The following is a 26617-nucleotide window of genomic DNA, read 5'->3' as shown; positions in this document are numbered from 1 at the left end:
TCCCCAATGACCAGATTGCCCCTTCGCCCCATCCTTCTCGCTTCGATCGGCGCCCTTGCGCTCGCCGGTTGCGGCAAGGGCACTACCGACCAGTCGAAGGAACAGGCGGTCGTCGCCAAGGTCGCGGCGCCCGCGGGCAAGCAATGGTCGACAACGGTCACCAAGACCGCCGAGGGCGGCTATCTGATGGGCAACCCCGACGCGCCGATCAAGATCATCGAATATGCGTCGCTGACCTGCTCGCACTGCGCCGATTTCTCGAAGGAAAGCCACGAAGAGATCAAGCGCGACTTCATCGACAGCGGCCGTGTCAGCCTGGAAGTGCGCAACTTCATCCGCGACCCGCTCGACGCGATGGCCGCGGCAGTCGTGCATTGCGGCCCGGTCGATCGCTATTTCCCGCTGCAGGAAAATGTCTTTGCCTCGCAAGCCGAACTGTTCGCCGGCGCGCAGGCCAATCCCAAGGGCGGCGAAGCCGCGATGGCGCTGCCCCCCGCGCAGCGCTTTCCCGCGCTCGCCAAAGCCTGGAAGCTCGAAGAATTCTTCCAGTCGCGCGGCGTAACCGCCGACCAGATCAATGCCTGCCTGTCGAACGTCGACAATATCAGCAAGCTTGAGCAGATGACCAACAAGGGCATCGAACAGTTCAAGATCCAGGGCACGCCGACCTTCGTCATCAATGGCCAGGTCGCCGAGGGCATCACCACCTGGGGCCCGCTGCGCGACCGCCTGCGCACCATGGGCGCCCGCTGAAGACAATAGCCCTCCCCGTCGCGGCGGGGAGGGCGGCACCCCTTGCGACTCGACCGCCCACGCGCCATGACGGTGCCAGGGGGATATGTGACAGCAAGGTTGCACCGGCTCCGATTCGCTGACCTGCACGAGGTGGCCTCGTGCAGATAAGACGCCTGCGCCTGACCGGTTTCAAAAGCTTCGTCGAGCCAACCGAATTGCGGATCGAACCCGGGCTGACCGGCGTCGTCGGTCCGAACGGCTGCGGCAAATCGAACCTGCTCGAAGCGATCCGCTGGGTGATGGGCGAATCGAGCCCCAAATCCATGCGCGGCGGCGGGATGGAGGATGTGATCTTCGCCGGCACATCGCAGCGCCCGCCCCGCGATTTTGCCGAGGTGGCCATCCATTGCGATACCGAAGGCAATGTCGTCGCGGGCCTGTCCGACGCGAGCGAAGGGCATGAACTCGAGATCATCCGCCGTATCGAACGCGGCGCGGGCAGCGCCTATCGCGCCAACGGGCGCGACGTCCGCGCCAAGGATGTCGCGCTGATCTTTGCCGACGCCGCGACCGGCGCGCACAGCCCCGCCCTCGTCAGTCAGGGCAAGATCGCGAACGTCATAGCCGCCAAGCCGACCGACCGCCGCGCGATGCTGGAGGAAGCGGCGGGCATCGCTGGTTTGCACGTCCGCCGCAAGGATGCCGAGCAAAAGCTGCGCGCGACCGAAACCAACCTCAATCGCCTGTCCGAAATCGTCGCCGACATGGAAGTGCGCGCAAATGCGCTGCGCCGTCAGGCGCGGGCAGCGGAAAAATATCGCAAGCTCAGCGAGGATATCCGTATCGCCGAAGGCCGGCTGATCTACGCGCGCTGGCGCGATGCCGCCGCCGCCGCCGATCAGGCGCGCCGCGAAGCCGATGCCGCCGAAGCCGCCGTGAAGGCCGCGCAGACCGAACTCGAAACCGTTTCCGCCGCGCAGGTCGAAGTGGCGACGCGCGTCGGTAGCGCGCGCGCCGAGGCGCAGGCACAGCGCGATGCGCTCGCCGAGGCGACCGCGACGCTTGTCCGACTGCAGGGCGAGGAACGTGCCGCGCGGCAACGGCTCGACGATCTGGCGGCGCAGCAGGCGCGGCTCGCCGAGGACCGGGCGCGCGAGGGCGAATTGGCGCGCGACGCCCATGCCGCCCTGACCGCGCTCGACGCCGAAGTGAAGCGCCTGACGCAAGATATTGCCGCGCACGACGCGGGAAAGGCGGCGCTGGTCGAGGCGCATCAGGCGGCCCAGGCACGCCTCCGCGATGCAGAGGTCGCACTCGCGCAGGCACGGGCGAAGGCGGCGAGCGAAGCCGCCGATCGCCGCATCGCGGTGTCGGCGCGCGACACGGCCGAAGCCGCCGTCCAGCGTATCGCCGGCGACCGTCAGCGGGTCGAAGCCGAAATCGCCGCGCTGGGCGACAGCGCCGCACTCGCCGCAACCCAGGCCGAAAGCGCCCGCAGCGCCCAACAGGCCGAAGCGGCGATAGCTGCCGCGGAAAGCGCGCTGCACGAGGCCGAGGCCGACCGCGAAGCGATCGCGGCCGATCTTGGCGCAATCGATGCCGGTCTTGCCGAAGCACGCGCCGCGCTCGCCGCGCTCGACGGCGAGGCGGCAACGCTCGAACGCGCGCTCGCCGCCGCCCGCACCGACGACGACCGCATCCTAGACCGGCTGCGCGTGACGCCGGGCCACGAGGCGGCGCTCGCCGCCGCGCTCGGCGACGATCTCGACGCCGGGACCGACCGCGCCGCCGCGCGCAGTTGGGGCGCCGCCGATGCCGACAAGAACGACCCGGCGCTGCCGGAAGGCACGCAACCGCTCGCGGCGTTCGTCCAGGCGCCCCCGGCGCTCGTGCGGCGGCTCGCCCAGATCGCGGTTGCCGATCGCGACACCGGCCAGCCGCTCGCGGTCGGGCAGCGGCTCGTCACCCTGGACGGCGTGATGCGCCGCTGGGATGGCTTCGTCACGCGCGGCGACGGCGCGACGGCGACCGAGCGGCTGCAACGGCAGAATCGCCTCGACGCGCTCGCCGCACAGCGTCCTCAAGTCGAACTCGGGGTTCAGGAATTGCAGGATCGGCGCCATGTTGCGGCAACGCAGCTTGCCGAGCGAACCGACGCCGCCGCCGCGGCGCGCAAGGCGCTCGCGAGCGCCGACGAGGCACGCCGCACTGCGCTGCGTGCCGCCGATCAGGCGCAGGCCGCGCTCGACCGTCACCGCGACGCCGCCGCGCTGTTCGACCGTCGGCTCGCCGAAATTGCGGCGGCCGGGAGCGACGCCGCTGCGGACCTCACCGCGAAGGAGGCGGCGCTCGCCGCGCTCCCCGACGACAGTCTCGCCCGCGCGGCGCTTGAGGGTGAAGAAAGTGCAACCGACCGCGCGCGCAGCGACGCCAATGGCGCACGCGACGCGCTCGCCGATCATGAGCGCGCCCTTGCCGGCCTCAGCGAGCGGCACGCGGTCGTCGGCGCCGAGATCAAGAGCTGGAAGGCGCGCGCGGGCGAAGCGGCACGGCGCGTGACCGACATGGACAAGCGCGCCGACGCGCTGACAGCCGAAGCCGCGAAGCTTGCGGGCCTGCCCGAAAAGCTCGCCGCCGATAGCGAAGCTGCTGCGGCCCGGCAGACGGAGGTGCGGGGTAAATTGGGCGCCGCCGAGGCGCAGGAGCGCGAAGCCGAAGCGGCGCTGCGCGAGGCCGAAGCGGCGCTAACGACGATCCGCGAGCGCGTCGCCGCGGCGCGCGAGACACGCGCCGGCGCGGTGGCACGCTCCGAAAATGCCGAGCTGCGCCGCATCGAGATGGGGCGCCTGTCGGGCGAGCGCTTCGAATGTCCGCCCCCCTTGCTACCGCAGAAGGTCGGGTTCGAGGGTGATGGCGTCGACGATGCAAATGCCGAGTCGGCCGCGCACGACCGGCTGATCGGCGAACGCGAGCGGTTGGGCCCGGTCAACCTCGTCGCCGCCGACGAGCTTGCCGAACTCGACGTCGAACGCGAACGAAGCGCCGCCGAGATCGAGGAGCTGCAACAAGCGGTCAACCGGTTGCGCGGCTCGATCGGCAACCTCAACCGCGAGGGCCGTGTTCGCCTGCTCGCCGCCTTCGAGACGGTGAACGAACATTTCCAGCGCCTGTTCACCACGCTGTTCAACGGCGGGCAGGCGCATCTCGAACTCGTCGATTCGGACGATCCGCTCGAGGCCGGGCTGGAGATCATGGCGCAGCCGCCGGGCAAGCGCCTCGGCACGCTGACTTTGCTCTCGGGCGGCGAACAGGCGCTGACCGCCGTCGCGCTGATCTTCGGCCTTTTCCTGACCAATCCGGCGCCGATCTGCGTCCTCGACGAAGTCGATGCGCCGCTCGATGACGCCAATATCGAACGCTTCTGCGACCTGCTCGACCGAATGACGCGCGAGACGAAGACCCGCTATCTGATCGTCACCCACAATGCGGTGACGATGGCGCGCATGCATCGCCTGTTCGGAGTGACGATGGTAGAGAAGGGCGTCAGCCGCCTCGTCTCAGTCGACCTCGGCGGCGCCGAAGAACTGCTTGCGGCCGAATAGGCGCCCGCGTCAGGGGGCGCTGCCGACCACCAGCATCGCCGCGAAGACCAGCAGCCCCGCAAAACGATTGCTGCGGAATTTGGCGAGCGCGTCGGCGCCATTGTCGGGATCGAGCGTGACGACCTGCCCCGTCAGATGCAGCGCGGCGGGGATCAGGGCGACAAGCACAAGGGCATCGGGACGAACATTCAACAGCGCGCCCGCCCAGCCGCCGAGCGCCACAACGTAGCAGAGCGCGACGCCGACCTTCACATGCCGCCCCATCGCGCGCGCGCTCGATTTCACGCCGACGAGCGCGTCATCCTCGATATCCTGAAGCGCATAGATGGTATCATAGCCGATCACCCAGGCGATCGTTCCCGCATAGAGGAAGGGCAGCGCCAGCCCGCCTTGATCGTTCGCGCCGCCGCCGACCGCGATCCAGCCGACGAGCGCCCCCCAACTGAAGACAAGACCGAGCCATGCCTGCGGCCACCAGGTAATCCGCTTCATGAAAGGATAGGCGGCGACCAGCGCGAGGCTGGCCACCGCGACGATCTGCGCCGGCAGGGGCAGACGCAGCAGCACGACGAGCCCGATCATCGACAGCAGCAATGTCCACATCAGGGCATTGCGCACCGACACTTCGCCGCTCGCGACCGGGCGCACCGCGGTGCGCGCCACCTTCGCGTCGAGATCGCGGTCGACGATGTCGTTATAGACGCAGCCCGCGCCGCGCATCACGATCGCGCCGAGCAGCATCCACAGCAGCAGCGGCCAATGCGACCAGGCCCCGCCCGCCAGCGCCAGCGCCCATGCGCAGGGCCAGTAGAGCAGCCACCAGCCGATCGGCCGGTCGAAGCGCGCAAGCAGCGCATAGGGGCGCATGCCTGCGGGCAGGATCGCCAGAAAGCCCTGATGCTGGCTGTCGGGGGTATGCGTCGCTGTCATCGCCGCCCGCGCGATAGCAGGGGGCGCGGCGACAATAAATGGGGCATCGGCGTCCGGCCGCGCCCCGGTCGATCAGGTGCAGGTCATTTTCGTGGCCGCGGGGGACGGATTATAGACGCCGTCGCCGCCCACCGGACCCTGCAGATCGCGACCTTCGCGGATATTGAAGGCCGCGGTCGTGCGGATGACGCGCGGCCCAAGCCAGGCGGCGAAGGCAAGCGGCTGATATTGGTAAGTGACTTCGACGAACATCACGGCGGTCCCGGTAGCCGCAGTGACTTCCGCGCCCGGTTTCCCCATCCCTTTAAAGGCGGTGCCCGTCTTGCCGGTCCCTTGCAGACCATAGGCCGAATTCACCGGATAATTCCCATAGCAGCGTTGCCAGTGGATCCACTGGCCGCCGCTCGAATTGCGCTCAAGGCTCGACAGGATGATGCGGCCGTGGGCCTTGAAGTCCAGCCCGCGCGACTGCTCCTCGACGCCTGCGAAAACCTCGTTGATATCGACTTCGCGCACCCGCGGCAGCGACAGGTCACTGCCATAGGCGATACGCGATGCGTTATCGGCGGCGCTCAGCGCCACCTGGCTGATGCGCGTGTTCGCCAGCGTCAGATTGGCGATCTCCAGCCCCCCGAAGCCCAGAAACACGAGCAGCGGCATCGTGAAGGCGGTTTCGATGAGCACGACGGCCTTGTCGTCGCGCGCGAAGCGCACCAGCCGGGCGGTGCGGCGCCGGGCGTGGGCAAGGATGCGGTTCAGTTGCATATCACCTTACTCGTCACGGTGTTGACGTTATACGGCTGGTTGCGGAGCACGGTCGTCGCGTAGAGATAGGTTTCCGGGGGCTGGCCGAGCATGCGCCACACCGGCAAAATGCGTTCGAATTTCATCTTCGCGGTATAGAGCACGACATCCTCGGCGCCGCCGTTGCCGTTCGCGCCCTGATCGGCATCCCAACTATTGTTGCCGTTGCGATCTTCGAAACATTCGCCCGAATCATAGCGGTTGTTGTTGTTGGCATCGGTGAAGGGTTCGGGCTTGCCGACGTCGTTGAAGCTTTCATAGGATTTGCGGGTGAAGGTCACCGGGGCGCCGGGAAAGACATTCTGAACCTGATCGCGCACCGCCGCGTCGATGAGCGTCTGGTTGGATGCCGCCGATTCAAGCGTCGAGGCCCGCGCCGCGTTGCTGACGGCGCCCTGCAGCACCTGCTTGGCGTACATCTGCCACGTATAATCGAACAGGCCCATCAACAGCAGGATGAAGACCGGCGCGATCAGCGCAAATTCCAGGATCGCGGTGCCGCGCTGGTGGCGGCGAAGGCGGCGGAGGAGCGACGGTATCCGGATCATTGCGAGAGCCTCAGCTTCGAAATCTGGCGTGCGATCGCCTGGAAATTGTCGTTGAGCTGCGAAGCGTTGGAGGCTTCATAGGCCTTGCCCGGCGTCGCACAGGTCGTGAGCTGCGAGTTCAGCGAGGTGCCGAAGCCGACCACCCAGATGGTGATATTCTTCGCCTTTGCCTTTTCGCAGAGCTGGAGGAAGCGGTTGTTGTGCCGGTCGGTCAGATTGCTGTCGCTGGTCCCGCCGACACGCTGCATCGTCCATTCATAGCCCTGGAAGGTCAGATTCCCCATATTCGCCGACATGTCGCCGTCGGTCATGAAGACGATATGGCGGCTGATCGGGCGCTTGTTCGGCGCTTCGGCATTTTCGTCGGCGAACATGCCGTCGGGCGACAGGAGGCGGATGCCCCAGACCATGCCCGAATCATGATAGGTGCCGCCGACGGGCTGCAAGGCGTTGATGTAGGTGTTGAAGCTGGAACGGTCGCTCGCTGTCATCGTCGTCAGCTTCATCGACGGCGCGGGGCAGACGCCCCAGCCGCTGCTCCAATATTTGGAGTAACGCTGCCAGCTGCCGCCCGACGTGCTGTCGCTCGACACGCTGCTGCTGCTGACGTTGAGCGAACTCGTCGTGCCCGACGTCGACGGATTTTTGGCGCGCGGGAAGGCGATTTCGGGAATCAGCACTTTCCACTTGGTCCCGTCGTCGCTCGTCGGCGCGCTGTCGACATCCATGTCGCGGGCGCCGGCCGGCGCGGTCTGCGTCGGACCGAAGGCGACGGTTTCGCGCTCCATGACGCATCCGCCCCAGGTGGCCGAATAGTTGGTGCCGCTGTCGCCCGTGTCGGTGACGATCGCCGAGCCCGCCTTCGCCTGCGTGACATCGAAAACGCGATCTTCGTACCGATATTTATTATCGAAAGTCTGGATCGGCTCTTCGGTGGTCGTCGTCGTCGAGGTGCGCGTATAGGTCGCCACGCGGCGCTGCAGGCGGCACCTGTTGCTCGACCAGGTGTACTGGTAATTATAATAGGTATAGGTCTGCGAGCTGTTGTTGGTCGTGACGCGGTTGCCGTTGCTGTCAAAGGTCTGCCCGGTCTGGTTGACGGTCGGCGACCCGCTTGGCGACGGCGTCGTATCGGCCGGCGGCTCCAGATTGCCGCAGCTGCTGCTGTTCTGACCGCTCACCGTGCTGACGTTCGACCAGCTGCCATAGCTGACATTGCCGGTCGACGAGCCATTTTCGACGGTCTGGCCATTGCCGTAGGTGATCTTGAAGATCGGCGTGCGCGAAGGCAGCAGCACATTGTTCGAAAGCCAGTCGGGATTCTTTGCATAGAGAATCTGGCCGACATTGGCGCTCGAGCTGTAGGGCACGACGCCAAAACGCAGGCGGCCATCGCCGATATCGGCGGTGGTCAGCGTGTCGAAGAAGTTCATCGTCGCGGTCTTGAGCGCGCTGATGCGATTAACCGTGTCGCCCGAATTGGTCGTCGCCATCGATCCGGTAACGTCGAGCACCATCATGATGTCGGCGTTCGAGATTTCGAGCTTCGCCGTGCAGTTGACCGCAAGGTCGAATTGCTTGGTCCCGAATATCTTCATGATATCGGTGGGCAGCGTAACCTTGGCTTCGCCGACGACGTTCGACGTCCCCTGCGCCTTCGATTTGAAATCGACGCCGCTGCTCGCGTACATGCCCGACGGGAAGTTGAAGGCGAACATCTTGTTCGCTTCGCCTTCGGCGTTCGAATCATAGTCGCCGCCCTGCATCGCGCGGCGTCCCGCGAGCACGCCCGCGTCGCACGCCTGTTGCAGGCGAAGCTCGGCCATATAGGCGCGGCCGATATCGACGCCCGACCCCACGAGCGCGACGATCGGAACGAGCGCGCCCGCCGTCAGCATCATCGTGTTGCCGCGCGTATCGCGGCAGATGGTCGAGATGCCGGCCCGCAGGCGGCTGAAAACGGTCCCTCGCATGGTCTAAAACCCCTCTTGGCCCGGCCGCGCGACCCACCAGATGCGCGGCTGGTAGCCTTGCACCTAGGGGGAAACTGCTTACCAAATCGCTAATCGGCCTGACCGGGAATGGCGGTTTTTCGGGGATTCTGGCCCGAAACGGAACAATCGGCACCGTACAAAGCAAAAGATGCGCGAAGATTGTGCCTCTGCTATCGCCCAGCCATGCCCGCGACACCTGCATGGCCGCCCGCCAGCACGCCCCGACTCTATACCGACACGCCGCTTGCCGCCGGCGCGATGGTGGCGCTCGACGGAGCGGCGGCCCATTATCTGCTTAACGTCATGCGCGCGAAACCGGGCGATCCGCTGCTACTGTTCGACAATCGCAGCGGCGAGTGGCTCGGCGCGGTCGCCGAAGCGTCGAGGCGGACGCTTTCGATCCGCATCGAACACCAGATGCGCCCGATCGAACGCGTGCCCGATCTTTGGCTCTGCTTCGCGCCAGTGAAAAAAGCGCGGCTCGACTGGATCATCGAAAAGGCAACCGAGCTCGGCGTCGCGCGGCTCCAGCCCGTCATCACCGAACGCACGATCGTCGAGCGCGTGAAGCAGGAGCGGCTCGCTGCACAGATTGTCGAGGCCTGCGAACAATGCGGCCGGACCGCGCTCCCCGACCTCGCCGATCCGGCCAAATTGCCGCAGCTGTTGAAAGACTGGCCGGTGGGTCGCACGCTACTCTTCGCCGACGAAGCCGGCGGGGTTCCGCTCGCTGCGGTCGCGGCGCCCGCCCCCGCTGCCATTCTGACCGGCCCCGAAGGCGGTTTCACCGACCGCGAACGCGCGATGCTGATCGACCATGATGCCGTGAAGCGTATCGCACTTGGACCGCGTATTTTGCGGGCCGAAACCGCCGCGATTGCAGCAACGGCGCTATGGATGGCACAGCATGGCGACTGGCGCGGCGGTTAAAAGCTGTTTCATACTGAAACAAGAATGCTGCCAAACTGGCAGTTATTAACTGCAAATTAGGGATGTCGCGGGCAGAGGGTCGCCATGCAACGGCGGGACCAAAGCCGAGGACGCTGGCGTGGGGGCCAGCGGACGCTGCCAATCAGGGCATGGACCATGTTCCTGTGGCTGGCGATGGCGCTCGTCGTTGCACCCGCTGCCCATGCGCAGACCACCACGACATACAGCAACACGACGGGCGGCGTGATCAACAGCGGCACCCCCTGTTCGTCGCCGCTCGTCCGCAATTTCACGGTATCGACAAGCTATATCGTCGGTGACGTCGATCTTGGCGTCCTCGCAACCCATACGTGGCGCGGCGACCTCAGGATCACATTGCAATCGCCGGCAGGCACGCGGGTCCAGCTTGTCAACGGCGACCCCAACAATATTTCGGGCGACAATTTCAACGTGCGGCTGAACGACGGCGGCGCGCAAACGGTCAACACCGACGGCAATACCGTAACCCATTCGACCAGCGCGCCGCCTTACCAGAATGACTTCAGCCCCAATTCGCCGCTGTCGGCATTCAACGGCGAAAATGCGCAAGGTACATGGCGGCTCGAGATTTGCGATCAATATCCGCAGGCGGACAATGGCAATTTCGTCCGCGCCGACCTGTATCTGACCAGCCTGCCCGCCAACTATGCCGATCTGTCACTGACCAAGAGCGTCAGCAGCGCGGCTCCGGCGACGGGATCGAGCATCAGCTATACGCTGGCTGTCACCAATGCGAGCGGATCGCCGGCGACCGCGACGGGCGTCACCGTGCTCGACACGCTGCCCGCAGGCTTCAGCTTCACGAGCGCGGCCGGATTCGGCAGCTATAACAGTACGACCGGCGTCTGGACGGTCGGCAGCGTCCCGCCGGGTGCGACCCGCACGCTGACGATCAGCGGCACGGTCAACGCGACATCGGGTGCGACGATCCTCAACAGCGCCGAAATCACCGCCTCCTCGGCGCCCGACATCGATTCGACGCCGGGCAATGGCGCGACCGGCGAAGATGATTATGCCGCAGCCAGTTTCACCGTCTCGGGCAGCCGCGTCGCGGGCGTGGCGCCGGTGCTGATCTGCCCGGCCGGATCGACGCTGCACGATTGGGACAGCGTGAGCTGGTCTGCCGGCACGACGAGCGGCAGCTATGCGCTGACCGCCATCGGGACGATGAACTTCAACATCGCGATCAGCGGCGGCAGCTTTCTGAGCAACGCCACCTATGGCGGCCAGTCGCCGACGCGGCAGAATGTCGTCACCGGCGGGCTGTCGCCTGCGCAAAATTCGATCTTCGAGATCGTCGACTTCACAAGCCAGGCGGGCGCCGTCACGTCGACGATCAGCCTGCCGACCGCGGTGCCGGGCGCGCAGTTCACGCTGTTCGACATCGATTATGCCTCGGGCCAGTTCGCCGACCGCGTGACCGTCACCGGCAGCTTCAACGGCACCACCGTCTATCCAACGCTGACCAACGGCGTCGCCAATTATGTCGTCGGCAACAGCGCCTATGGCGACGCGACCTCCGCCGACGGCAGCGCCAACGGCAATGTCGTCGTCACCTTTGCCGCGCCGGTCGACACCATCACCGTCGAATATGGCAGCCACAGCCTTGCCCCGGCGAACCCGGGGCAGCAGGGCATGGCGATTCACGACATCAATTTCTGCCGTCCGATCGCCAATCTGCTGATCGCGAAGACGAGCAGCATCGTCAGCGACCCGGTCAACGGCACGACCAATCCCAAGGCGATTCCCGGCGCCACCATGCGCTATTGCCTGCTGGTGACCAACGGCGGCAGCGCGACTGCGACGGCGATCTACGTCGCTGACCCGCTGCCCGCGACGACCAGCTTCGTTCCCGGTTCGCTGCGCAGCGGCACGAGCTGCGCGGGAGCGACGACCGTGGAAGACGACAATGCCACGGGGGCAGACGAAAGCGACCCGTTCGGCGCCGCGATCGCGGGGACAACGGTGTCGGCCTCGACCGCGGCACTTGGCCCCGGCAGCGCCTTTGCAACGGTCTTCGACGTAACCGTCAACTGACCCCTTCCAAGATGCCGCGAGGCCGCTTACATGCGCTGCCATGAGCACGCGGCAGGTTTCAGATCAAAACGATCCCATCATCGAAAGCCGCGACCAGCTCGCGGCCCCCATGATCAAGGGCGAAAAGCCCAAGGAGCGGTGGCGGATCGGCACCGAGCACGAGAAATTCGTCTATCGTACCAGCGATCACCGGGCGCCAAGCTACGACGAACCGGGCGGCATCCGCGACCTTCTGATGGCGCTCACGCGTTTCGGCTGGGAGCCGGTGATCGAGGGCGGCCATGTCATCGCACTCGCGGGCAGCGACGGCACCGTCAGCCTGGAACCCGCGGGCCAGCTTGAACTGTCGGGCGCGCCGCTCGAAAATCTGCACCAGACCTGCGCCGAGACCGGCCGGCACTTGAAGCAGGTCAAGGAAGTCGGCGCCGAGCTCGGGCTCGGGTTCCTCGGCGTTGGCATGTGGCCCGACAAGACGCGCGCCGAACTGCCCATCATGCCCAAGGGCCGCTACAAGATCATGCTGAACCATATGCCGCGCGTCGGCAGCATGGGGCTCGACATGATGCTGCGCACCTGCACCATCCAGACCAACCTCGACTATGCGAGCGAGGCCGACATGGTGCAGAAGTTCCGGGTGAGCCTGGCGCTTCAGCCGCTCGCGACCGCACTCTTTGCTTCCTCGCCCTTTACCGAGGGCCGCCCCAACGGCTTCATGTCGTACCGAAGCCATATCTGGACCGACACCGATCCGGCGCGCACCGGTATGCTGCCCTTCGTGTTCGAGGATGGCTTCGGCTATGAGCGCTATGTCGATTACATGCTCGACGTGCCGATGTATTTCGTCTTCCGCGACGGCCAATATATCGACGCCGCGGGTCTCAGCTTCCGCGATTTCATGAAGGGTGAGCTGTCGGTCCTGCCGGGCGAACTGCCGCGGCTTTCCGACTGGAACGACCATCTCTCGACCGCCTTCCCCGAAGTGCGTTTGAAGAGTTTCCTCGAAATGCGCGGCGCCGACGGCGGCCCGTGGAACCGAATCTGCGCCTTGCCTGCACTCTGGGTCGGGCTGCTCTACGACAGCCAGGCGCTCGATGCCGCATGGGATCTGGTCAAGGGCTGGAGCATCGAAGAACAGCAGGCGCTGCGCGATGCGGTGCCCAGCGAGGGCCTCGACGCGCCGGCACCCGGCGGCGGGACGCTCGGCGAACTCGCGCACCGCGTCCTCGACATCGCAGCGGCAGGCCTGGCGGCGCGGGGCGAGGTCAATTCGATGGGCGATAACGAGGTCGGCTTCCTCGAACCGCTGCGGCGTATCGCCAAGAGCGGCAAATCGCCCGCCCACGACCTGCTCGACCGGTACGAGGGTGCCTGGCATCACGACCTGTCGAAAATCTACGACGAGCAGAGTTTCTGAGCGCGCTGCTGTGTCGGTGCGTCAGTCCTGCTGCGCGCCTTCGAACTGTTCGATGACCCAGTCTTCGGCCTGCGCGCCGCCGATCCATTCCTGCATATGCGGATGGCTGACGACCGCCTGGCAATAAGGCAGGGCAAAGCGCGGCAAAGGGATCGAATAGGTGATGAAGCGCGTCACGACCGGCGCGAACATCATGTCGGCGGCCGACCAGTCGCCGAACAGATAATCGCCCTCACCCCCGAACCGCGCGCGCGCCTCGGCCCAGATCTGGAGGATGCGGACGACGTCGGCCTGCACCTCGGGCAACAGCTCCGCGGCGGGGTAGATGCGGCGGATGTTCATGCTGTGGTGGCGGCGCAGCGCCGAGAAGCTGGCATGCATTTCGGCCGCCATCGACCGCGCCATTGCGCGCGCCGCCATGTCGGCGGGCCAATAGCCGCGGGCGCCGTCCGTTTTTTCGTTGAGATAGTCGATGATCGCCAGACTGTCCCAGACGACGATATCATTACCGTCCCACAGGATCGGCACCTTGCCGCCCGACGGCGCGAATTCATCGCCCTCGCGGCGGCGATTCCAGTCCTCGTCATAGAGCGGAACGGTGACTTCCTCGAACGGCAGACCGCTGTGCCGGGCGGCGAGCCAGCCGCGCAGGCTCCAACTCGAATAGGCCTTGTTCCCGATGAAGAGTTTCATGCGGTCTCCATATTCCCCTCCCGCTTGCGGGAGGGGAAACATTTCGTCAACTCTCCACCGCCTCCAGCACCGCGGTGCGCAGCTCGGCGATGCCCATGCCCTTTTCGCTGCTCGTCACGATCACCTCGGGGTGCGCGGCGGGATGTTTGCGGGCCTCGGCCTCGGTGGCGGCGTGGACCGCGGCGAGTTCGCTCGCCTTGATCTTGTCGGCCTTGGTCAGCACGACACGGTAGCTGACCGCAGCGGTGTCGAGCATTTCGAGCACCTCGCGGTCGACATCCTTGAAGCCGTGCCGGCTGTCGATCAGCACCAGCGTCCGCTTGAGCACCTGGCGCCCACGCAGATAGTCGTTGACCAGAAAACGCCACTTCTTGACGACGTCCTTGGGCGCCTTCGCAAAACCGTAGCCCGGCATGTCGACAAGGCGGAACACCAGCGGATTGCCGACGTCGAAATAGTTGAGTTCCTGCGTGCGCCCGGGCGTGACCGAGGTGCGTGCAAGCCCGTTGCGATTGGTCAGCGCGTTGAGCAGCGACGATTTGCCGACGTTCGAGCGGCCGGCAAAGGCAATCTCCGGGACGCTCGGCGCAGGCAGATGCTGGAGTGCGGGCGCCGATTTCAGAAAGGCGATCGGACCCGCAAACAGCTTGCGGGCGCGTTCGCCGCGATCTTCGGCCGCCGGATCGATCTCGCTCACTTTACCGGCGCCGCCCGGAGTTGCGGGAATTTGCGATACATCCACTGCTGCTGCGCGATCGACAGGCAGTTGTTGGTGATCCAGTAAAGCAGCAGGCCCGCCGCGAAGGGCGCCATGATGAACATGAACATCCACGGCATGATCTTGAACACCTGTTGCTGCACCGGATCGGTTGCCTGCGGATTGAGGCGGAACTGCAGGAACATGGTGATGCCCAGGAGCAGCGCGAGCGGCCCGAGCGCGAGCAGCGACGGCGGCGTGAAGGGCAGCAGGCCGAAGAGGTTCAGGAAGTGCAGCGGATCGGGCGCCGACAGGTCGCGAATCCACAATGCGAAGGGCTGGTGCCGCATTTCGATCGTCAGCATGAGCACCTTGTAGAGCGCATAAAAGATCGGAATCTGGATGACGATCGGCAGACAGCCCGCGAGCGGATTGATCTTTTCGTCCTTGTAGAGCTTCATCAGCTCCTGCTGCATCTTCGGCTTGTCGTCCTTGTGGCGTTCCTGCAGCGCCTTCATCTTCGGCTGGACGAGGCGCATCTGCGCCATCGAATGGAACTGACGCTGCGCGATCGGGAACATCAGACCGCGAATGATGACGGTGAGCAGCATGATCGCGACGCCGAAATTGCCGATCTGGCGGAACAGCCAGTCGAGCAGCTTGAAGATCGGCACTTCGAAAAATTCGAACCAGCCCCAGTCGATCGCGTTCGACAGGCGCGTGATGCCCTGCTGGTCCTGATAATGCGACAGGATGCTGACTTCCTTCGCGCCGGCGAAGATACGGCTGGTCGTCGACACCTGCGTTCCCGGCGCCACCTGTTTGAAGTCGCGCGCGAACAGCGTCTGATAATTGTCCGCCGCCGGAGCGGTGATCGACGCGGTGACGCGCTCGCCCTTCGCCGGGATCACCGCGGCGAGCCAATATTTGTCGGTGAAGCCAAGCCACGCCGCCGAATTATATTTGAAGGCGCCGCTTTCATCGAGATTCTTGTAATCGACATCGAACACTGACTTGCCGTCCAAATAGCCGGTCGGGCCAACGTGGATCGTCCAGCTGTCCTTTTCGTGCGGGTCGGTCGGCTTGCCGAGGCGGTCGATCAGCGCGAAGCTGCTTGCCGCGACCGGCGCGCTGCCCGCGTTCGCGATCGTCTGCTTCGCGGTGATCAGATACTTGTCGTCGATGCTATACTCGACGCGGAAAGTCTGGCCGGTCGAATTCGACCAGCTGAGCGTCACCGGGGTCGCCGGGGTCAGCTTCGTGCCGCTGGCGGCCCACAGCGTCGTCGGCCCCGGGACCTCGATCCCCTGCGCCGACCAGCCGACGCTCGCAAAATAGGCGGCCTTGCTGTTGCCCGGCGCGAACAGACGCACCGGCGGCGCATTCTTTTCGATCGTCTGGCGATATTTGGTCAACGTGATGTCGTCGATGCGTGCGCCCACAAGGTTGATCGACCCCGCGAGCGACGGGGTTTCGATCGGCACCCGATTGCCCGTGGCAAGCGCCGCCTCGACCGGCAGAATCGTCGTCTTGGCGACCGGCGCCGCGCCCGCGGGCGTGCCGGATGGGGGCGCGCTGGCGGGCTGGCCTTGTGGCGCCGCGGGGGTCGCACCGGGCGCGCCAGCGACGGTCTTGGTCACGTCGGGCTTTGCCGGGGTGGGAAAGAATTTCTCCGAAACGAAATTCCAGCCGAGCAGGATCGCCACCGACAGTAAAATTGCCGCGATCAGGTTACGCTTGTCGTCCACGCTCTTCGGTCTCTCTTCTGGTCAATGTGGGGAAATGCCGCATCAAGGTACGGGGTCGTAGCCGTGGCCGCCCCAAGGATGGCAGCGCAATAGCCGCTTTGTCGCCAGCCAGCCACCCTTGATCGCACCATGGCGTTTCAGCGCGATGATCGCATATTCGCTGCACGACGGCGCATAGCGGCACGTCGGCGGCAGGATGCGCGACGGGCCTAATTGCCAGGCACGGGCGATCAAGATGAGCAAGCGGGCAATCATTGGAAACACCCAGAAAACTGAGCAACTTCACACGCGATTGCACCAACTGCCGCGCCATGACCCGCGTCGGGAAGGGGCCCGGCGCGCATATCCGCAGAAAACTGCGCAACTTCATTCGCGATTCGCGGTTTGCGGTGTGGCGCGGGCGGGATCATGTCTGGACGCTATGCCATCGCAACAATGTAGGACAGCCGGTCATTTCGCCAGCTTCCTTGCCGCGCGCTGCAGCGCCGAATCGAGATGCTCACCCAGCTCGGCAAAAGCGATGTCGTTGCCGCCCGGCCGCCCGATCATCACATGGTCGGCGCCGGCGATTCCCCGCGCGGGGATCGCCGCGCGGGCGAGCGCGCGGAAACGGCGCTTCATCCGGTTGCGGGTGACGGCGTTGCCAACCTTCTTGCTGACGGTAAAGCCTATGCCCGGCGCATCGTCGCCGTCGCCGCGCGGACGCACGAGCAGGACAAAGCCGGGCATGGGAAAGCGAAGGCCGCGGTTGGCGGCCAGAAATTCGCTGCGTTTGGAAAGCGATCGCACCAGCCCCAGCTCCTTTTGGGCTGGCGGCGAAGCGTCGGCGATTAGGCCGACAGCTTCTTGCGGCCGCGCGCGCGGCGGGCGGCGAGAACCTTGCGGCCGCCGACGGTCGCCTTGCGGGCGCGGAAGCCGTGACGGCGCTTGCGCACGAGGCGGCTCGGTTGATAGGTGCGCTTCATCGCGGTATCCCCAAATTCTCTTCAATCGGTGCAACGAAAAAGGGCCGCCAAGCGAGGGCGGCCGCTGATCGAGGCGCGGATAAGCGAGAGTCGGGCGAAAGTCAATCGCCCTCGATGCCCGATCGCGATCAATCCGCATCGAGCGCCTCAAGCGCGGCGCGGGCGCGGCGGCGCGCGGCGCTGACCCGGCGCATGACACGGTCGGTCCAGGCGCCATAGCGCGGATGGCGCCGCTTGAAGCGGACATAGCGGCGTTTCGCCCACGCGCTGTTCTGCAAGACAAGCATCAGTCCGACCGGAAACAGGATGATGAAGCCGGGGCCGGGCAGCGGGCCGATAAGCACCGCGACGATCATCAGCAGCCCACCGAGACAGAAGAGCGCGCTGCGCACCTGCGCGTTCGATCGCAATCGCTGGTATAAGCCGCGCTTTGCCATGCCGGGCGATGTGGGGAGCGGGCGGGTGGGTTACAAGACTAAAACACGTCGTTCCCGCGAAGGCGGTGGCAACGATTTAAATTGATCGGCGTTCAGTTCAGCGGGACGAAGCGCGCCATGTCGTCGCGGGTCAGATAGCGCACCTGATCGAAGGGGGTGGCGTTGGTCAGCGCATAGAAGGCGCGCGCATGGGCGTCGTCCATGCCCATTTCGCGGTAGAGGCCGATATATTCAGCGTGAACCGGATCGCTCGCGGGATAGTCCTTTGCCTCGCGTCCATATTCGTCAGCCCAGCTGTGGACACCGAATTCGGCGTCGGGAGCGGCGCGGCGGGTGGAACCGGCGAGCCAGAGCTCGACCGCACCCGACCGCACCGAACCGCCGCTCGGGACGACGGTTTCCAGACCCGCCCGGCGAATTGCGCGGGCGAGAATCAGATTGGCCTCTTCATCGAGGCTGCCGGGGCAGTCGATCATCTCGAGCCGCCTCACCCCGGGAAAGGCCGCGAGCATCGCAGCGAACTGGCGCGGTGTCGCACCGTCGACATCGCCGCTCATTCGCACCGTCGTACCGTCGACGACCGCAAAGGGGCCAAAGCGCGCCTGCGTCGGGCCGCGCGTCGCCAGCCCGGCGCCGGGCGCATAACGCCGCGTCGCGCCCAGATCGGCCTCGCCGGCAACCGCAGTATCGCCGAGCAGGGCGGCGGTGTCGTCGTCAGCCGCGAATTCGTCCGCATCGTCGGCGAATTGGGCGCCCGCATTCCCGGCGTCGGACGCGTTGTCATCGATCCATGTCACGGTGGTCGTCACCGTGGTCGTGACCGTCACGAGTTGCTGCGCCCGCGCCTGCGGCGCGAAGGCGAGCAGCGCCGCGAACAACGCGACGAGAAGCGTCCGGGCGAGCGCGGCGGGGGCGACAGGCGAAACCATCGACCCGCCTTCGCGCGCGCGCCGTTCCCAAATGGCAAAGCAGCACCGTCAGCGCGGCGTTAACCGCATATCGGGACGCCCCCAGTCAGTTCGGAACGCGGAGGCTCAGTCGCGGTCGGGAGCGCCGAGGGGGAAATAGCTTCGATAGGGCCGCGCGTCCTCGACGCAGCGCGCCACCGACGGCCGCGCGAGCAGGCGCGCGCGGTAAGCGCGCAATTTGGCGTGGGCGGGATCGATCGGATGCACCCAGTCGGCATAGAAGAGCGCTGGCGCCGCGGCGCAATCGGCCAGCGTGAAGCCGTAGGGCGTCGCCCAGTCGCCATCGCCGAGCCGCGCCTCGAGCCAGCCATAGACCTGTTCGAGCTGATCGCGCGCGCGGGCGACGCGGGCCAGATCGGGCGTTTCGGTGATGAAGGGCAGATATTCGGCGACCGCGGCCTGAAAGCGCGCCTGGAAATGATTGTCGAATATCCGGTCGAGGAAGCGCACCTCGAGCGCCGCCCGAGGATCGGCGGGAATCAGCCGCGGGCCGGCGTCGGAGCGCTGATCGAGATATTCGGCGATGATGCTCGCCTCGAACAGCGGGCGCCCGTCATCGACGATCAGCGGAAACTGCCCGACCGGCCAATGCGCCCGCAGTTCGTCATAATTGGTGAAGGGCGGCGCGGTTTCGATCGCCCGAAATTCGTGCGCGACCTCCTTTTCGTAAAAGGCGATCTGCGCCTTCCACGTATAGGAGGAAAAGGGGTGGCCATATAGGATCATCGGTCATTCTCCTGCTCCATCGACAGCCAAGCGAGCGGCAGGCCGATGAAGGCGATATGCGGAAACAATGCGATCGCGCCCCGGGCGAGATCGGCAGGCGGAAACGGGGCTCCGAAACGCAGTGGCAGCACGATAGCGTTCATCACCAGATAGAGGATGACACCGTAAAGTGTGCCGCTGAGCCACCACAGCCTGCGCAGCGCGGGGATTCGCGCCGCCGCGGCGAACCAGACGCCGACCATCGCCGCCATGATCGCGTAATGGGTGACGAGCCCGGCGAGCGCCCCCGCCGCGCCCCAGTCGGCAGCACCGTCGCCAAAGGGGCCCTTGGCGACGCCGCGCAGCATCCGCCCGGGATCGCTGCCCGCCAGCACGCTCCACGCCGCAGCATAGAGGATGTCGAGCGTGCCGCAGAGCGCCCAGGCGAAGAGGAAGGGGTTACGCCGCGCCAACGGCGTCGCCCCGCACCGCCGCCTCGATCGCCGCGATGTCGATCTTTTTCATCGTCATCATCGCATCAAAGGCGCGTTTGGCCACGCCCTTGTCGCTGCTCGTCGTCGCTTCGATCAGAACGCGCGGGGTGATCTGCCAGTTGAGGCCCCATTTGTCCTTGCACCATCCGCACGCGCTTTCAGCGCCACCATTGCCAACGATCGCGTTCCAATAGCGGTCGGTTTCTTCCTGCGTTTCGGTCGACACCTGAAAGGAAAAGGCCTCGCTGTGCGGAAAGATCGGGCCGCCGTTCAGCCCGACGCACGGGATGCCCAGAACGGTGAACTCGACCGTCAGCGCATCGCCCTGCTTGCCGCCGGGAAAATCGCCGGGGGCGCGGTGAACCGGTCCGACCGAGCTGTCGGGAAAGGTCGCGGCGTAAAATTGCGCCGCTTCCTCGGCGTCCTTGTCGTACCAGAGGCACAGCGTCACGGGGGGCTTGCCCATCATTCGTCTCCCTTCAGCGGATGGCCGATCGACCAGAGGTGGCCGAAGGGATCCTTCACCTGCGCGTAACGGTCGCCCCAGAACATGTTGTCGGGCGCCATCACCGACGTCGCGCCCGCCGCGATCGCGCGGTCGTACCAGCGGTCGGCATCGTCGACCTGCAGGTGCAGCGTCACGCCCGACGGCGCGGCCATCGCCTCGCCCGAATATTCGGGGAAATCGTCGTGCATCATCAGCGACGATCCGTTAAGCAGCAGATGCGCGTGCATCAGCCGCACGCCGTCCTCGGCCGGCATGCGCACCTGTTCGACGGCGCCGAACGCCTGTTTGTAAAATTCGATCGCCTCGCTCGCGCGCTTGTCGGCGATCGCGATATGCGGGGTCAGTCCGCCGGTCGGTCCTTGATTCTCCATCGTCTCTCTCCCTTCTTTAGGGTTCAGCGGCGCGGGCCGACGAGGCCGAAGGCGGCGCCCTGCGGGTCGAGCCCGGTTGCGGAAAATTCGCCGCCGGGGATTTCATGCGGCCCACTGAGCAGCTGCCCGCCCTCGGCGGCAACGGCGGTCAGCGCGCGGTCGATGTCGTCGACGCCGATATAATAGGTCCAGGCGGATACCGGCATCTGCGGCATGCGCGGCATGACCGCGCCGATGCCGATGTCGCCGAGTTGCAGGAAGCGGTAGCTGCCCATCGCGCCCATATCCATCGCGCCCTCCTGCCCCCAGCCGAAGTGGCGGCGGTAGAAGGCGATCGCGGCGTCGGGGTCGTCGGTCGACAGCTCGTTCCAGCGGACATGCTGCGCTTCCGTCACCGAAAAGACGTCGCTCGTCATGCCCTCCATGCCCGGCGGCGGAGCGGGGTTCATGACATAGAAAGGCGCGCCCTGCGGATCGCTGACCATCGCGATGCGGCCGACCGGAAGATCGGTCGCGGGCATATGGACCGCGCCGCCGTCGGCGACGATCGCGGCGACCGCCGCATCGACGTCGGGCGTGTAGAGATAGCCGAGCCAGCCGGGGCGGGCACCGCCCGCGAGCATATCGGCATTGAGCGCCAGCATGCCGCCGGCATTGCCGCCGTCGCTGCGCCCGATCATGCGATAATCGACCCCGCCGGGCGCCGCGGGATCGGCGGCGCCCGCAATCGTCCAGCCGACGACGGCGCCATAGAAGCGCGCCGCGCCGTCGGGATCGCCGGTCATCAGTTCGTACCAGATGAAGCTGCCCTTGGGGTTCGTCATCATCATTCTCCGTTTCACATCTGGGGAAGGAAAGGCGCTGAGGTCAGGCGTCGAGAATCGGCGCGAAGCCGCCGTAGATCATGCGCTTGCCGTCGAAACACTGGTCGGCCGGGTCGTGCCGCATGCGATCGTCGGCCATGATCTTGTCCCAACCCGCGACGCGCGTTTCCCTGTCGGGCCATTCGATCCAGCTGAACACGATATTTTCGTCCGCTCCGGCGTGGACCGCGCGGCGATAGTCGGTGACCTTGCCGTCGGGCACATCGTCGCCCCAGCATTCGAGGACGCGCGTCGCGCCATGGTCGAGCAAGACGACCGCGGCCTTTTCGGCGAGCGCGCGATAGGCGTCGCGATTGGCGGTCGGAACCGCGACCAGAAAGCCGTCGGTATACCCCATCGGGCCGCCCAGCCCCTCCTCGACGATCGAGGCGAAGCCCGCGACGATCATGCGCTGGCCGTCGAAGGGCATCGCCGCGCCCATCGCCTGCATGCGCGGATCGCTCATCATCTTTTCGGTCGCGGCGTCGCGCGCCGCGCGGTCGGGATATTCGAACCAGGAAAAGACGATCTCCTCGCCTTCCTTTGCCTGCACCGCGGTGCGGAAGTCGTTGACCTTGCCGACGGGGACGTCAGCGCCCCAGCATTCGACATGGCGGCGGACGCCGAATTCCTTGAACAGCGCCACCGCATCGGCGGCATGGTCGCGATAGGCGTCCTTCGCATTGGCAGGCACCGCCAGCACAAAGCCTTCGACATAGGTCATCGTCTCTCTCCATTTTTCTTTCCAGGGGGATCAGGTCATGCGGCGCTCGGCTCCTCGGTGAAGGCTGCGAGCTGCGACGCGAGCGCACGGCCGAAGGCGGGGCGATCGAGGCAGCGCGCGAGATAGGTTTCGAGCCGAGGATGTTCGGCAACGACGCCCGCTTCTATGCCTTCGCGCAGCACCGTCGCCATCGCGATATCGGCGACGCTGAAGTCGCCCGCGAGATACGGCCGGTCGCCCAGCGCCTCGGCAAGCTTGCCGAGCCGGGTGCGAATGAATTCGAGCAGGCCGGGACGGCGCAGCCGTGCCCATTCCTCGCCCGCCGCGAAAATCTCTATGTTCGACAGTTCGAACATCAGCGGTTCGACGCTGTTGTAGGCGGCGAAGAGCCAACTCGTCACCGTCGCGCGCCCTTGCGCGTCGCGCGGCAGCAGCGCGGCGTCCTTTTCGGCGAGATGTAGCAGGATTGCGCCGCTTTCGAACAGGCGGACATCGCCGTCGCGCAGCACCGGCACCTGCCCCCACGGCTGGTCGAGAAAATGATCCGCGGGCCGGTTGACCGCGCTGATCAGCCGCTCGGCATAATCGACGCCCATTTCCTCGCACGCCCAGCGCGGACGCAGGTCGCGGACGAAGCCGCGCGCGAAATCGGGTACCCAGTCGAAAGCGGTGATTTCGATCGCCGCATCGGATTTGACGCCCATTGCCCTACTCCCTCTTGCCCTTGATGAACGCGACGATCGACATGGCGTGCCCATGGCCGAGCCCGAAATCCTGCTTCAACCAGTCGACCACCGCGCCGGCCTTGACGCCCGCAGCAAGCCCGCCTGCGTCGGCAAGGCCGCGTTCGATGGCGAGCGCGCGCAGCGCCTCGGCCGACTTGCCGGTCCTGGCCTCGACATTGTCGAGATAGGCCTGAAAGCTCATGACGAGACTCCTTCTGTTTCGGACCGATCGGCGAATAGAGCCCACTGCGCATCGAAGGCGCGCCGAAAGGCTGGTCGCGCCTCGCCGCGCGCGACATAGGCGGCGAGCCGGGGGTGCCCATCGAGCAACCCGGACGCCTTGAGCCGGCGGAGCACGGCGATCATCATGAGATCGCCAGCGGTGAAATTTCCCTCGAGCCATTCGGCATCGCCTATCCGCATCGCGAGCGCGGCGAGCCGCGCGTCGACCGCATCGACGAGCATCGGCAGCCGCCGTTCGTACCAGTCGCTGTCGCGTTCCACCAAGGACGCCATTGCATAGTTGACGATCGGCGGCTCGACCGTGCTCAACGCCGCGAACATCCAGCTGATGGCCCGCGCACGGACATGGGTGTCGTCGGGCAGCAGGCCGGCATGCCGCGTAGCGATATGCAGCACGATCGCACCCGATTCGAACAGGACGAGGCCGTCCTCCTCATAGGCGGGAATCTGACCGAATGGCTGACGCGCGACATGATCCGGCTGCTTCATGGCGGCGAAAGGCAGCGGACGGACGCGATAGGCGAGCCCCGCCTCTTCGAGTGCCCATCTCACGGGCATGTCGCGCGCCAGACCGCGCCCGCGGTCTGGCGAAGCTTCAAAGACCGAGAGGATAATCGGCGCTTCGGGATCGACGGGCATCGCTTCTCTCCTCGCGCGCGCGGCCTAGGCGCCGGCGGCTTGGACAGCCGCCTCGCCGTTCGCGACGGCGGGGTCCATCCAGAACGGCCCCCAGACATGGCCGTCGGGGTCGAGGAGGTCTCGGCCGTACATGAAGCCATGATCCTGCACCGGGTTGATGTCGGCGGTGCCGCCGTGCGCCGCGGCGGCGGCTATCATCGCGTCGACCGCCTCGCGGTCCTCCATCGCGAGCGCGAGGGACACCTCGCTGGCGCTCGTCGGCGGGATCGGACGATCGGTGAAGCTTTTCCACTTTTCGTGCGTCAGCAGCATCACGAAAATGCTGTCGGACCAGACCATCGCCGCCGCAGTCTCGTCGGTGAAGCGCGGTTCGTTGGTGAAGCCGAGCGCTTCATAGAAGGCCATGGATTTCGCGAGGTCGCGAACCGGCAGGTTGACGAAAATCATCTTGGACATGGGCGGCACTCCTCTTCCTGGGGGGATTTTTCGTCAGGTCCGCCCGAACAGCATGCGGACATAACGCGTCAGATGCGCGACACTTTCCCGGGCAATCGCCGGGTCGTTGGTGGTTTTGGCCAGAACGAAGCCGCCCTGCAGCACCGACTGGATATGCCGCGCGAGATCGAGCGCGCTCATCCCCGCGGGTGCGCCATAGGCCTGCATCGCGGCTTCGATGTCGGGGGCAAGCGCCTCGCAATAGGCGGCGATGCTCGCCTCGCACGCCAGCCGGATCGGCTCGCTGGTGGCATAGGCATCCTGCACCATCGTCCCGACGAAGCAGGTGAAGCCGTCGACCGGGCCGTGCAGCAGCGAAAAGCGAAAATCGATATGGCCGAGCAGCCGGTCGAGCGGATCGTCCAGTTTCGTATGCGGCAGCATGTCGAACATCGGCCGTGCCCGTTCGGTCCAGGCTTCGGCCGCGGCGACCGCCAATGCCTCCTTCGATTCGAAATGATGGAAGAAGGCGCCCTTGGTCACGCCGGCGGCGGCGCAGATCTGGTCGACCGTGGTCGCGGCATAGCCCTGACGCCGCACCTCCTGATGCGCGGCGGCGATCAGCCTGTCGCGCGCGCTGCCACGCGGTGCGCGAGGGGCCGCAGCCGGGTCGGACGAAGAGTGAGTCGCGGTCATGAACGTCTACATACCAACTGGTTGGTATGCTGTAAAGAGGCACGGGAACGAGGCACCAATGCCGCGATCGAGGGTGAGCTGCTGGAAGCAGTCGCGACACCAGGCGAACCGGGGCGGCCGGTGCTGGCGCATGCGACAGAGGCGATGCGGCTGTCAGCGCGCGGCTACACCCGCATGCTATGCCTCGAGCGAACGATCGCCGATCTTGCGGGCCCGACTCGATCGGCCGGGTTCATACCGCCGAATCGCTGAGCTACCTTGGCAGGTGCCACGACACCAGGATCAGGCGAAAGCGCCGACACTTTCGATGAATTTGATGACCGAAATCGGTTTCGAGACATAGGCCTCGGCACCCGCGGCGCGAATCTGTTCCTCGTCGCCCTTCCCGGCATAGGCTGTGACGGCCATGATCGGTACCGCGCGCAGCGTCAGGTCGGCCTTCATCTGGCCGATCAATTCGAGCCCGCTGACGTGGGGCAACTGGATGTCCATGATGATGAGGTCGGGCGCTATTTCGCGCGCCTTGGCGAGCGCATCGCGGCCGTCGCGCACCGGGTGCGCGCTATAGCCATGGGCGTTGAGTAGGTCGCAGAACAGGCGCAGGTTCAGCTCATTATCCTCGACGACCAGAACGGTCTTTCCCATGATGTTGAAGCTTTCCCCGCTTGCGTCCGCGGCCGGTTTAGGCGAATCGGCGGCGCGACACAATTGCTTCGCAGGGAAGGATTTTCGGCGTGAATGACGGCGACGCGGCGCTGGCGCTGCACGCGCTCGGCTGGATCCTGACCGACGAGCCGCGGGCCGAACGGCTGCTTGGAATGACCGGCCTGTCGCCCGAGGGACTGCGCGCCGCGCTGGGCGATCGCGCAACGCTGGCGGCGATCCTCGGCTTTCTTGCCGCGCACGAACCCGACCTTGTCGCCTGCGCCGAAGCACTCGATATAGACGCCGGAGCCTTGGCCGCTGCCGCGCGCCGCCTCGAAGGACTGGAAGGACCAATGCCATGACCCGCCCGCTCGTCATCACCGATTGCGACGAGGTGCTGATGCACATGGTCGTCCCGTTCGCGCAGTGGGTCGACGAGGAACATGGCGTGATCTTTCGCATGGAAGATACGAGTTTCGCCGGCGCGCTGAAGCGCAAGGAATGCGGCACGCCGCTGGAAGCGGCCGAGGTCTGGCCGCTGCTCGACGGCTTTTTCCGCACCGAAATGCCGCGCCAATATCCGATTCCCGGCGCGCTTTCCGCGATGGCCGAAATCGCGCGCCATGCCGACATCGTCGTGCTGACCAATGTCGGCCCTGACCATCAGGCGGCGCGCATGGCGCAGCTTGCGGCCCTTGGCCTCGACGCACCGGTGATCGGCAGCCGCGGCGGCAAGGGCGAGCCGGTGCGCGCGCTGATCGAGGAGCGCCGGCCGCCGGTCGCGGTATTTATCGACGATCTCGCGAACCATCATCATTCGGTCGCGATCGAGGCGCCCGACGTGTGGCGCCTGCACATGGTCGGTGAGCCCGCGATCGCGGACAAGATACCCGCCGCGCGCCATGCCCATGCCCGTATCGACGACTGGGCGGCGGCGCAGGACTGGATATTGGCGCGGCTTGCCGAAAAGGCTCCGGCCCCGGCGCCGGAAGCCGTATAATCCCCCCAATCGAGACAGAAGGAATCAC

Annotated in this window: 32 protein-coding genes; 8 read left to right on the top strand and 24 right to left on the bottom strand. The window is 65.9% G+C overall.

Annotated elements, in window-relative coordinates; translation table 11 throughout:
• Positions 1–6 precede the first annotated feature (6 nt).
• Positions 7–753 (top strand): thioredoxin domain-containing protein, encoded by a 747-nt coding sequence (locus ACT17R_RS09360; RefSeq protein WP_062901229.1) that lies wholly within the window; start codon positions 7–9, stop codon positions 751–753.
• A 140-nt stretch (positions 754–893) separates the two neighbouring features.
• Entirely contained in the window at positions 894–4337 is a 3444-nt protein-coding gene (gene smc / locus ACT17R_RS09355) for a chromosome segregation protein SMC (RefSeq protein ID WP_444809319.1), read from the top strand.
• Between the two features lie 9 nt (positions 4338–4346).
• On the opposite strand, the gene ubiA is transcribed toward smc, so the two are convergent.
• From ubiA to ACT17R_RS09335, 4 genes are all read right to left on the bottom strand, one after another.
• Positions 4347–5267 carry a 4-hydroxybenzoate octaprenyltransferase gene (gene ubiA / locus ACT17R_RS09350; RefSeq protein WP_263588131.1) on the bottom strand — a complete coding sequence of 307 codons (921 nt, stop codon included), beginning with the start codon at positions 5265–5267 and terminating at the stop codon, positions 4347–4349.
• 72 nt (positions 5268–5339) lie between these two features.
• Entirely contained in the window at positions 5340–6032 is a 693-nt protein-coding gene (locus ACT17R_RS09345; RefSeq protein ID WP_444809318.1) for a TadE/TadG family type IV pilus assembly protein, read from the bottom strand.
• Complete coding sequence (locus tag ACT17R_RS09340) at positions 6023–6619, bottom strand: TadE/TadG family type IV pilus assembly protein (RefSeq protein WP_062901233.1); 597 nt, start codon at positions 6617–6619, stop codon at positions 6023–6025. The genes ACT17R_RS09345 and ACT17R_RS09340 overlap by 10 nt, the downstream gene beginning before the upstream one ends.
• Entirely contained in the window at positions 6616–8592 is a 1977-nt protein-coding gene (locus ACT17R_RS09335) for a pilus assembly protein (RefSeq protein ID WP_062901234.1), read from the bottom strand. The genes ACT17R_RS09340 and ACT17R_RS09335 overlap by 4 nt, the downstream gene beginning before the upstream one ends.
• A gap of 204 nt (positions 8593–8796) precedes the next feature.
• On the opposite strand from ACT17R_RS09335, the gene ACT17R_RS09330 reads away from it, so the two are divergent.
• The 3 genes from ACT17R_RS09330 to ACT17R_RS09320 all read left to right on the top strand — a co-directional run bounded on the left by ACT17R_RS09330 (position 8797) and on the right by ACT17R_RS09320 (position 13033).
• Positions 8797–9543, top strand: a complete 747-nt coding sequence (locus tag ACT17R_RS09330; protein ID WP_062901235.1) for a 16S rRNA (uracil(1498)-N(3))-methyltransferase — start codon at positions 8797–8799, stop codon at positions 9541–9543.
• Positions 9544–9699: 156 nt separating this feature from the next.
• Positions 9700–11619, top strand: a complete 1920-nt coding sequence (locus ACT17R_RS09325; RefSeq protein WP_062901236.1) for a proprotein convertase P-domain-containing protein — start codon at positions 9700–9702, stop codon at positions 11617–11619.
• Positions 11620–11659: 40 nt separating this feature from the next.
• On the top strand, positions 11660–13033 hold the full coding sequence (locus ACT17R_RS09320; RefSeq protein WP_062901237.1) for a glutamate--cysteine ligase: 1374 nt from the start codon (positions 11660–11662) through the stop codon (positions 13031–13033).
• A gap of 21 nt (positions 13034–13054) precedes the next feature.
• On the opposite strand, the gene ACT17R_RS09315 is transcribed toward ACT17R_RS09320, so the two are convergent.
• The 19 genes from ACT17R_RS09315 to ACT17R_RS09225 all read right to left on the bottom strand — a co-directional run bounded on the left by ACT17R_RS09315 (position 13055) and on the right by ACT17R_RS09225 (position 24944).
• On the bottom strand, positions 13055–13726 hold the full coding sequence (locus ACT17R_RS09315) for a glutathione S-transferase family protein (protein ID WP_062901238.1): 672 nt from the start codon (positions 13724–13726) through the stop codon (positions 13055–13057).
• 46 nt (positions 13727–13772) lie between these two features.
• Positions 13773–14423, bottom strand: coding sequence for a ribosome biogenesis GTP-binding protein YihA/YsxC (gene yihA / locus ACT17R_RS09310; RefSeq protein WP_003046680.1), 651 nt, complete (start codon positions 14421–14423; stop codon positions 13773–13775).
• Complete coding sequence (yidC, locus tag ACT17R_RS09305; protein WP_062901239.1) at positions 14420–16171, bottom strand: membrane protein insertase YidC; 1752 nt, start codon at positions 16169–16171, stop codon at positions 14420–14422. Before yidC ends, yihA begins: the two co-directional genes overlap by 4 nt.
• Positions 16172–16213: 42 nt before the next feature.
• Positions 16214–16426: a membrane protein insertion efficiency factor YidD gene (yidD, locus tag ACT17R_RS09300; protein WP_003046687.1), complete on the bottom strand. Its 213-nt coding sequence runs from the start codon at positions 16424–16426 to the stop codon at positions 16214–16216.
• Positions 16427–16621: 195 nt separating this feature from the next.
• Positions 16622–16960: a ribonuclease P protein component gene (gene rnpA, locus ACT17R_RS09295; RefSeq protein WP_062901240.1), complete on the bottom strand. Its 339-nt coding sequence runs from the start codon at positions 16958–16960 to the stop codon at positions 16622–16624.
• 41 nt (positions 16961–17001) lie between these two features.
• Complete coding sequence (rpmH, locus tag ACT17R_RS09290; protein ID WP_003046693.1) at positions 17002–17136, bottom strand: 50S ribosomal protein L34; 135 nt, start codon at positions 17134–17136, stop codon at positions 17002–17004.
• 128 nt (positions 17137–17264) lie between these two features.
• On the bottom strand, positions 17265–17573 hold the full coding sequence (locus ACT17R_RS09285; RefSeq protein WP_051066415.1) for a PGPGW domain-containing protein: 309 nt from the start codon (positions 17571–17573) through the stop codon (positions 17265–17267).
• Positions 17574–17665: 92 nt separating this feature from the next.
• Positions 17666–18502 carry an alpha/beta hydrolase gene (locus tag ACT17R_RS09280; protein WP_444809317.1) on the bottom strand — a complete coding sequence of 279 codons (837 nt, stop codon included), beginning with the start codon at positions 18500–18502 and terminating at the stop codon, positions 17666–17668.
• A 105-nt stretch (positions 18503–18607) separates the two neighbouring features.
• Positions 18608–19267 carry a glutathione S-transferase family protein gene (locus ACT17R_RS09275; protein WP_186401372.1) on the bottom strand — a complete coding sequence of 220 codons (660 nt, stop codon included), beginning with the start codon at positions 19265–19267 and terminating at the stop codon, positions 18608–18610.
• Positions 19264–19719, bottom strand: a complete 456-nt coding sequence (locus ACT17R_RS09270; protein WP_062901243.1) for a hypothetical protein — start codon at positions 19717–19719, stop codon at positions 19264–19266. Before ACT17R_RS09270 ends, ACT17R_RS09275 begins: the two co-directional genes overlap by 4 nt.
• A complete protein-coding gene (locus ACT17R_RS09265; RefSeq protein ID WP_217372946.1) occupies positions 19706–20209 on the bottom strand; it encodes a VOC family protein in 504 nt (167 codons plus the stop codon). The genes ACT17R_RS09270 and ACT17R_RS09265 overlap by 14 nt, the downstream gene beginning before the upstream one ends.
• Positions 20206–20619 (bottom strand): VOC family protein, encoded by a 414-nt coding sequence (locus ACT17R_RS09260; RefSeq protein WP_062901245.1) that lies wholly within the window; start codon positions 20617–20619, stop codon positions 20206–20208. The genes ACT17R_RS09265 and ACT17R_RS09260 overlap by 4 nt, the downstream gene beginning before the upstream one ends.
• 23 nt (positions 20620–20642) lie before the next feature.
• Positions 20643–21443, bottom strand: a complete 801-nt coding sequence (locus tag ACT17R_RS09255; RefSeq protein WP_062903049.1) for a VOC family protein — start codon at positions 21441–21443, stop codon at positions 20643–20645.
• Positions 21444–21486: 43 nt separating this feature from the next.
• Complete coding sequence (locus ACT17R_RS09250) at positions 21487–22206, bottom strand: DUF1428 domain-containing protein (protein ID WP_444809316.1); 720 nt, start codon at positions 22204–22206, stop codon at positions 21487–21489.
• A gap of 35 nt (positions 22207–22241) precedes the next feature.
• Complete coding sequence (locus ACT17R_RS09245; protein ID WP_062901246.1) at positions 22242–22910, bottom strand: glutathione S-transferase family protein; 669 nt, start codon at positions 22908–22910, stop codon at positions 22242–22244.
• A 4-nt stretch (positions 22911–22914) separates the two neighbouring features.
• Positions 22915–23133 carry a DUF4287 domain-containing protein gene (locus ACT17R_RS09240; protein WP_062901247.1) on the bottom strand — a complete coding sequence of 73 codons (219 nt, stop codon included), beginning with the start codon at positions 23131–23133 and terminating at the stop codon, positions 22915–22917.
• Entirely contained in the window at positions 23130–23813 is a 684-nt protein-coding gene (locus tag ACT17R_RS09235) for a glutathione S-transferase family protein (RefSeq protein WP_062901248.1), read from the bottom strand. Before ACT17R_RS09235 ends, ACT17R_RS09240 begins: the two co-directional genes overlap by 4 nt.
• Before the next feature lie 24 nt (positions 23814–23837).
• On the bottom strand, positions 23838–24269 hold the full coding sequence (locus tag ACT17R_RS09230) for a VOC family protein (protein ID WP_062901249.1): 432 nt from the start codon (positions 24267–24269) through the stop codon (positions 23838–23840).
• Between the two features lie 33 nt (positions 24270–24302).
• A complete protein-coding gene (locus ACT17R_RS09225) occupies positions 24303–24944 on the bottom strand; it encodes a TetR/AcrR family transcriptional regulator (RefSeq protein WP_062901250.1) in 642 nt (213 codons plus the stop codon).
• On the opposite strand from ACT17R_RS09225, the gene ACT17R_RS09220 reads away from it, so the two are divergent.
• Entirely contained in the window at positions 24855–25196 is a 342-nt protein-coding gene (locus tag ACT17R_RS09220; protein WP_412072802.1) for a hypothetical protein, read from the top strand. The genes ACT17R_RS09225 and ACT17R_RS09220 overlap by 90 nt on opposite strands.
• A gap of 30 nt (positions 25197–25226) precedes the next feature.
• On the opposite strand, the gene ACT17R_RS09215 is transcribed toward ACT17R_RS09220, so the two are convergent.
• Entirely contained in the window at positions 25227–25589 is a 363-nt protein-coding gene (locus ACT17R_RS09215; protein WP_003046733.1) for a response regulator, read from the bottom strand.
• An 89-nt stretch (positions 25590–25678) separates the two neighbouring features.
• Between ACT17R_RS09215 and ACT17R_RS09210 the strand changes: the two genes are divergently transcribed.
• A complete protein-coding gene (locus ACT17R_RS09210; protein ID WP_082819850.1) occupies positions 25679–25951 on the top strand; it encodes a DUF3572 family protein in 273 nt (90 codons plus the stop codon).
• Positions 25948–26589 (top strand): hypothetical protein, encoded by a 642-nt coding sequence (locus ACT17R_RS09205; protein WP_062901252.1) that lies wholly within the window; start codon positions 25948–25950, stop codon positions 26587–26589. The genes ACT17R_RS09210 and ACT17R_RS09205 overlap by 4 nt, the downstream gene beginning before the upstream one ends.
• The last annotated feature ends 28 nt before the right edge of the window (positions 26590–26617 follow it).

Origin of the sequence: Sphingopyxis sp. Q841, from assembly GCF_052384365.1 — a bacterium.
In the GTDB taxonomy this organism is placed as follows: Bacteria; Pseudomonadota; Alphaproteobacteria; order Sphingomonadales; family Sphingomonadaceae; genus Sphingopyxis; species Sphingopyxis terrae_A.
Note: the sequence above shows the minus strand (reverse complement) of the source record. Positions and strands in the feature narration are given on the sequence as shown.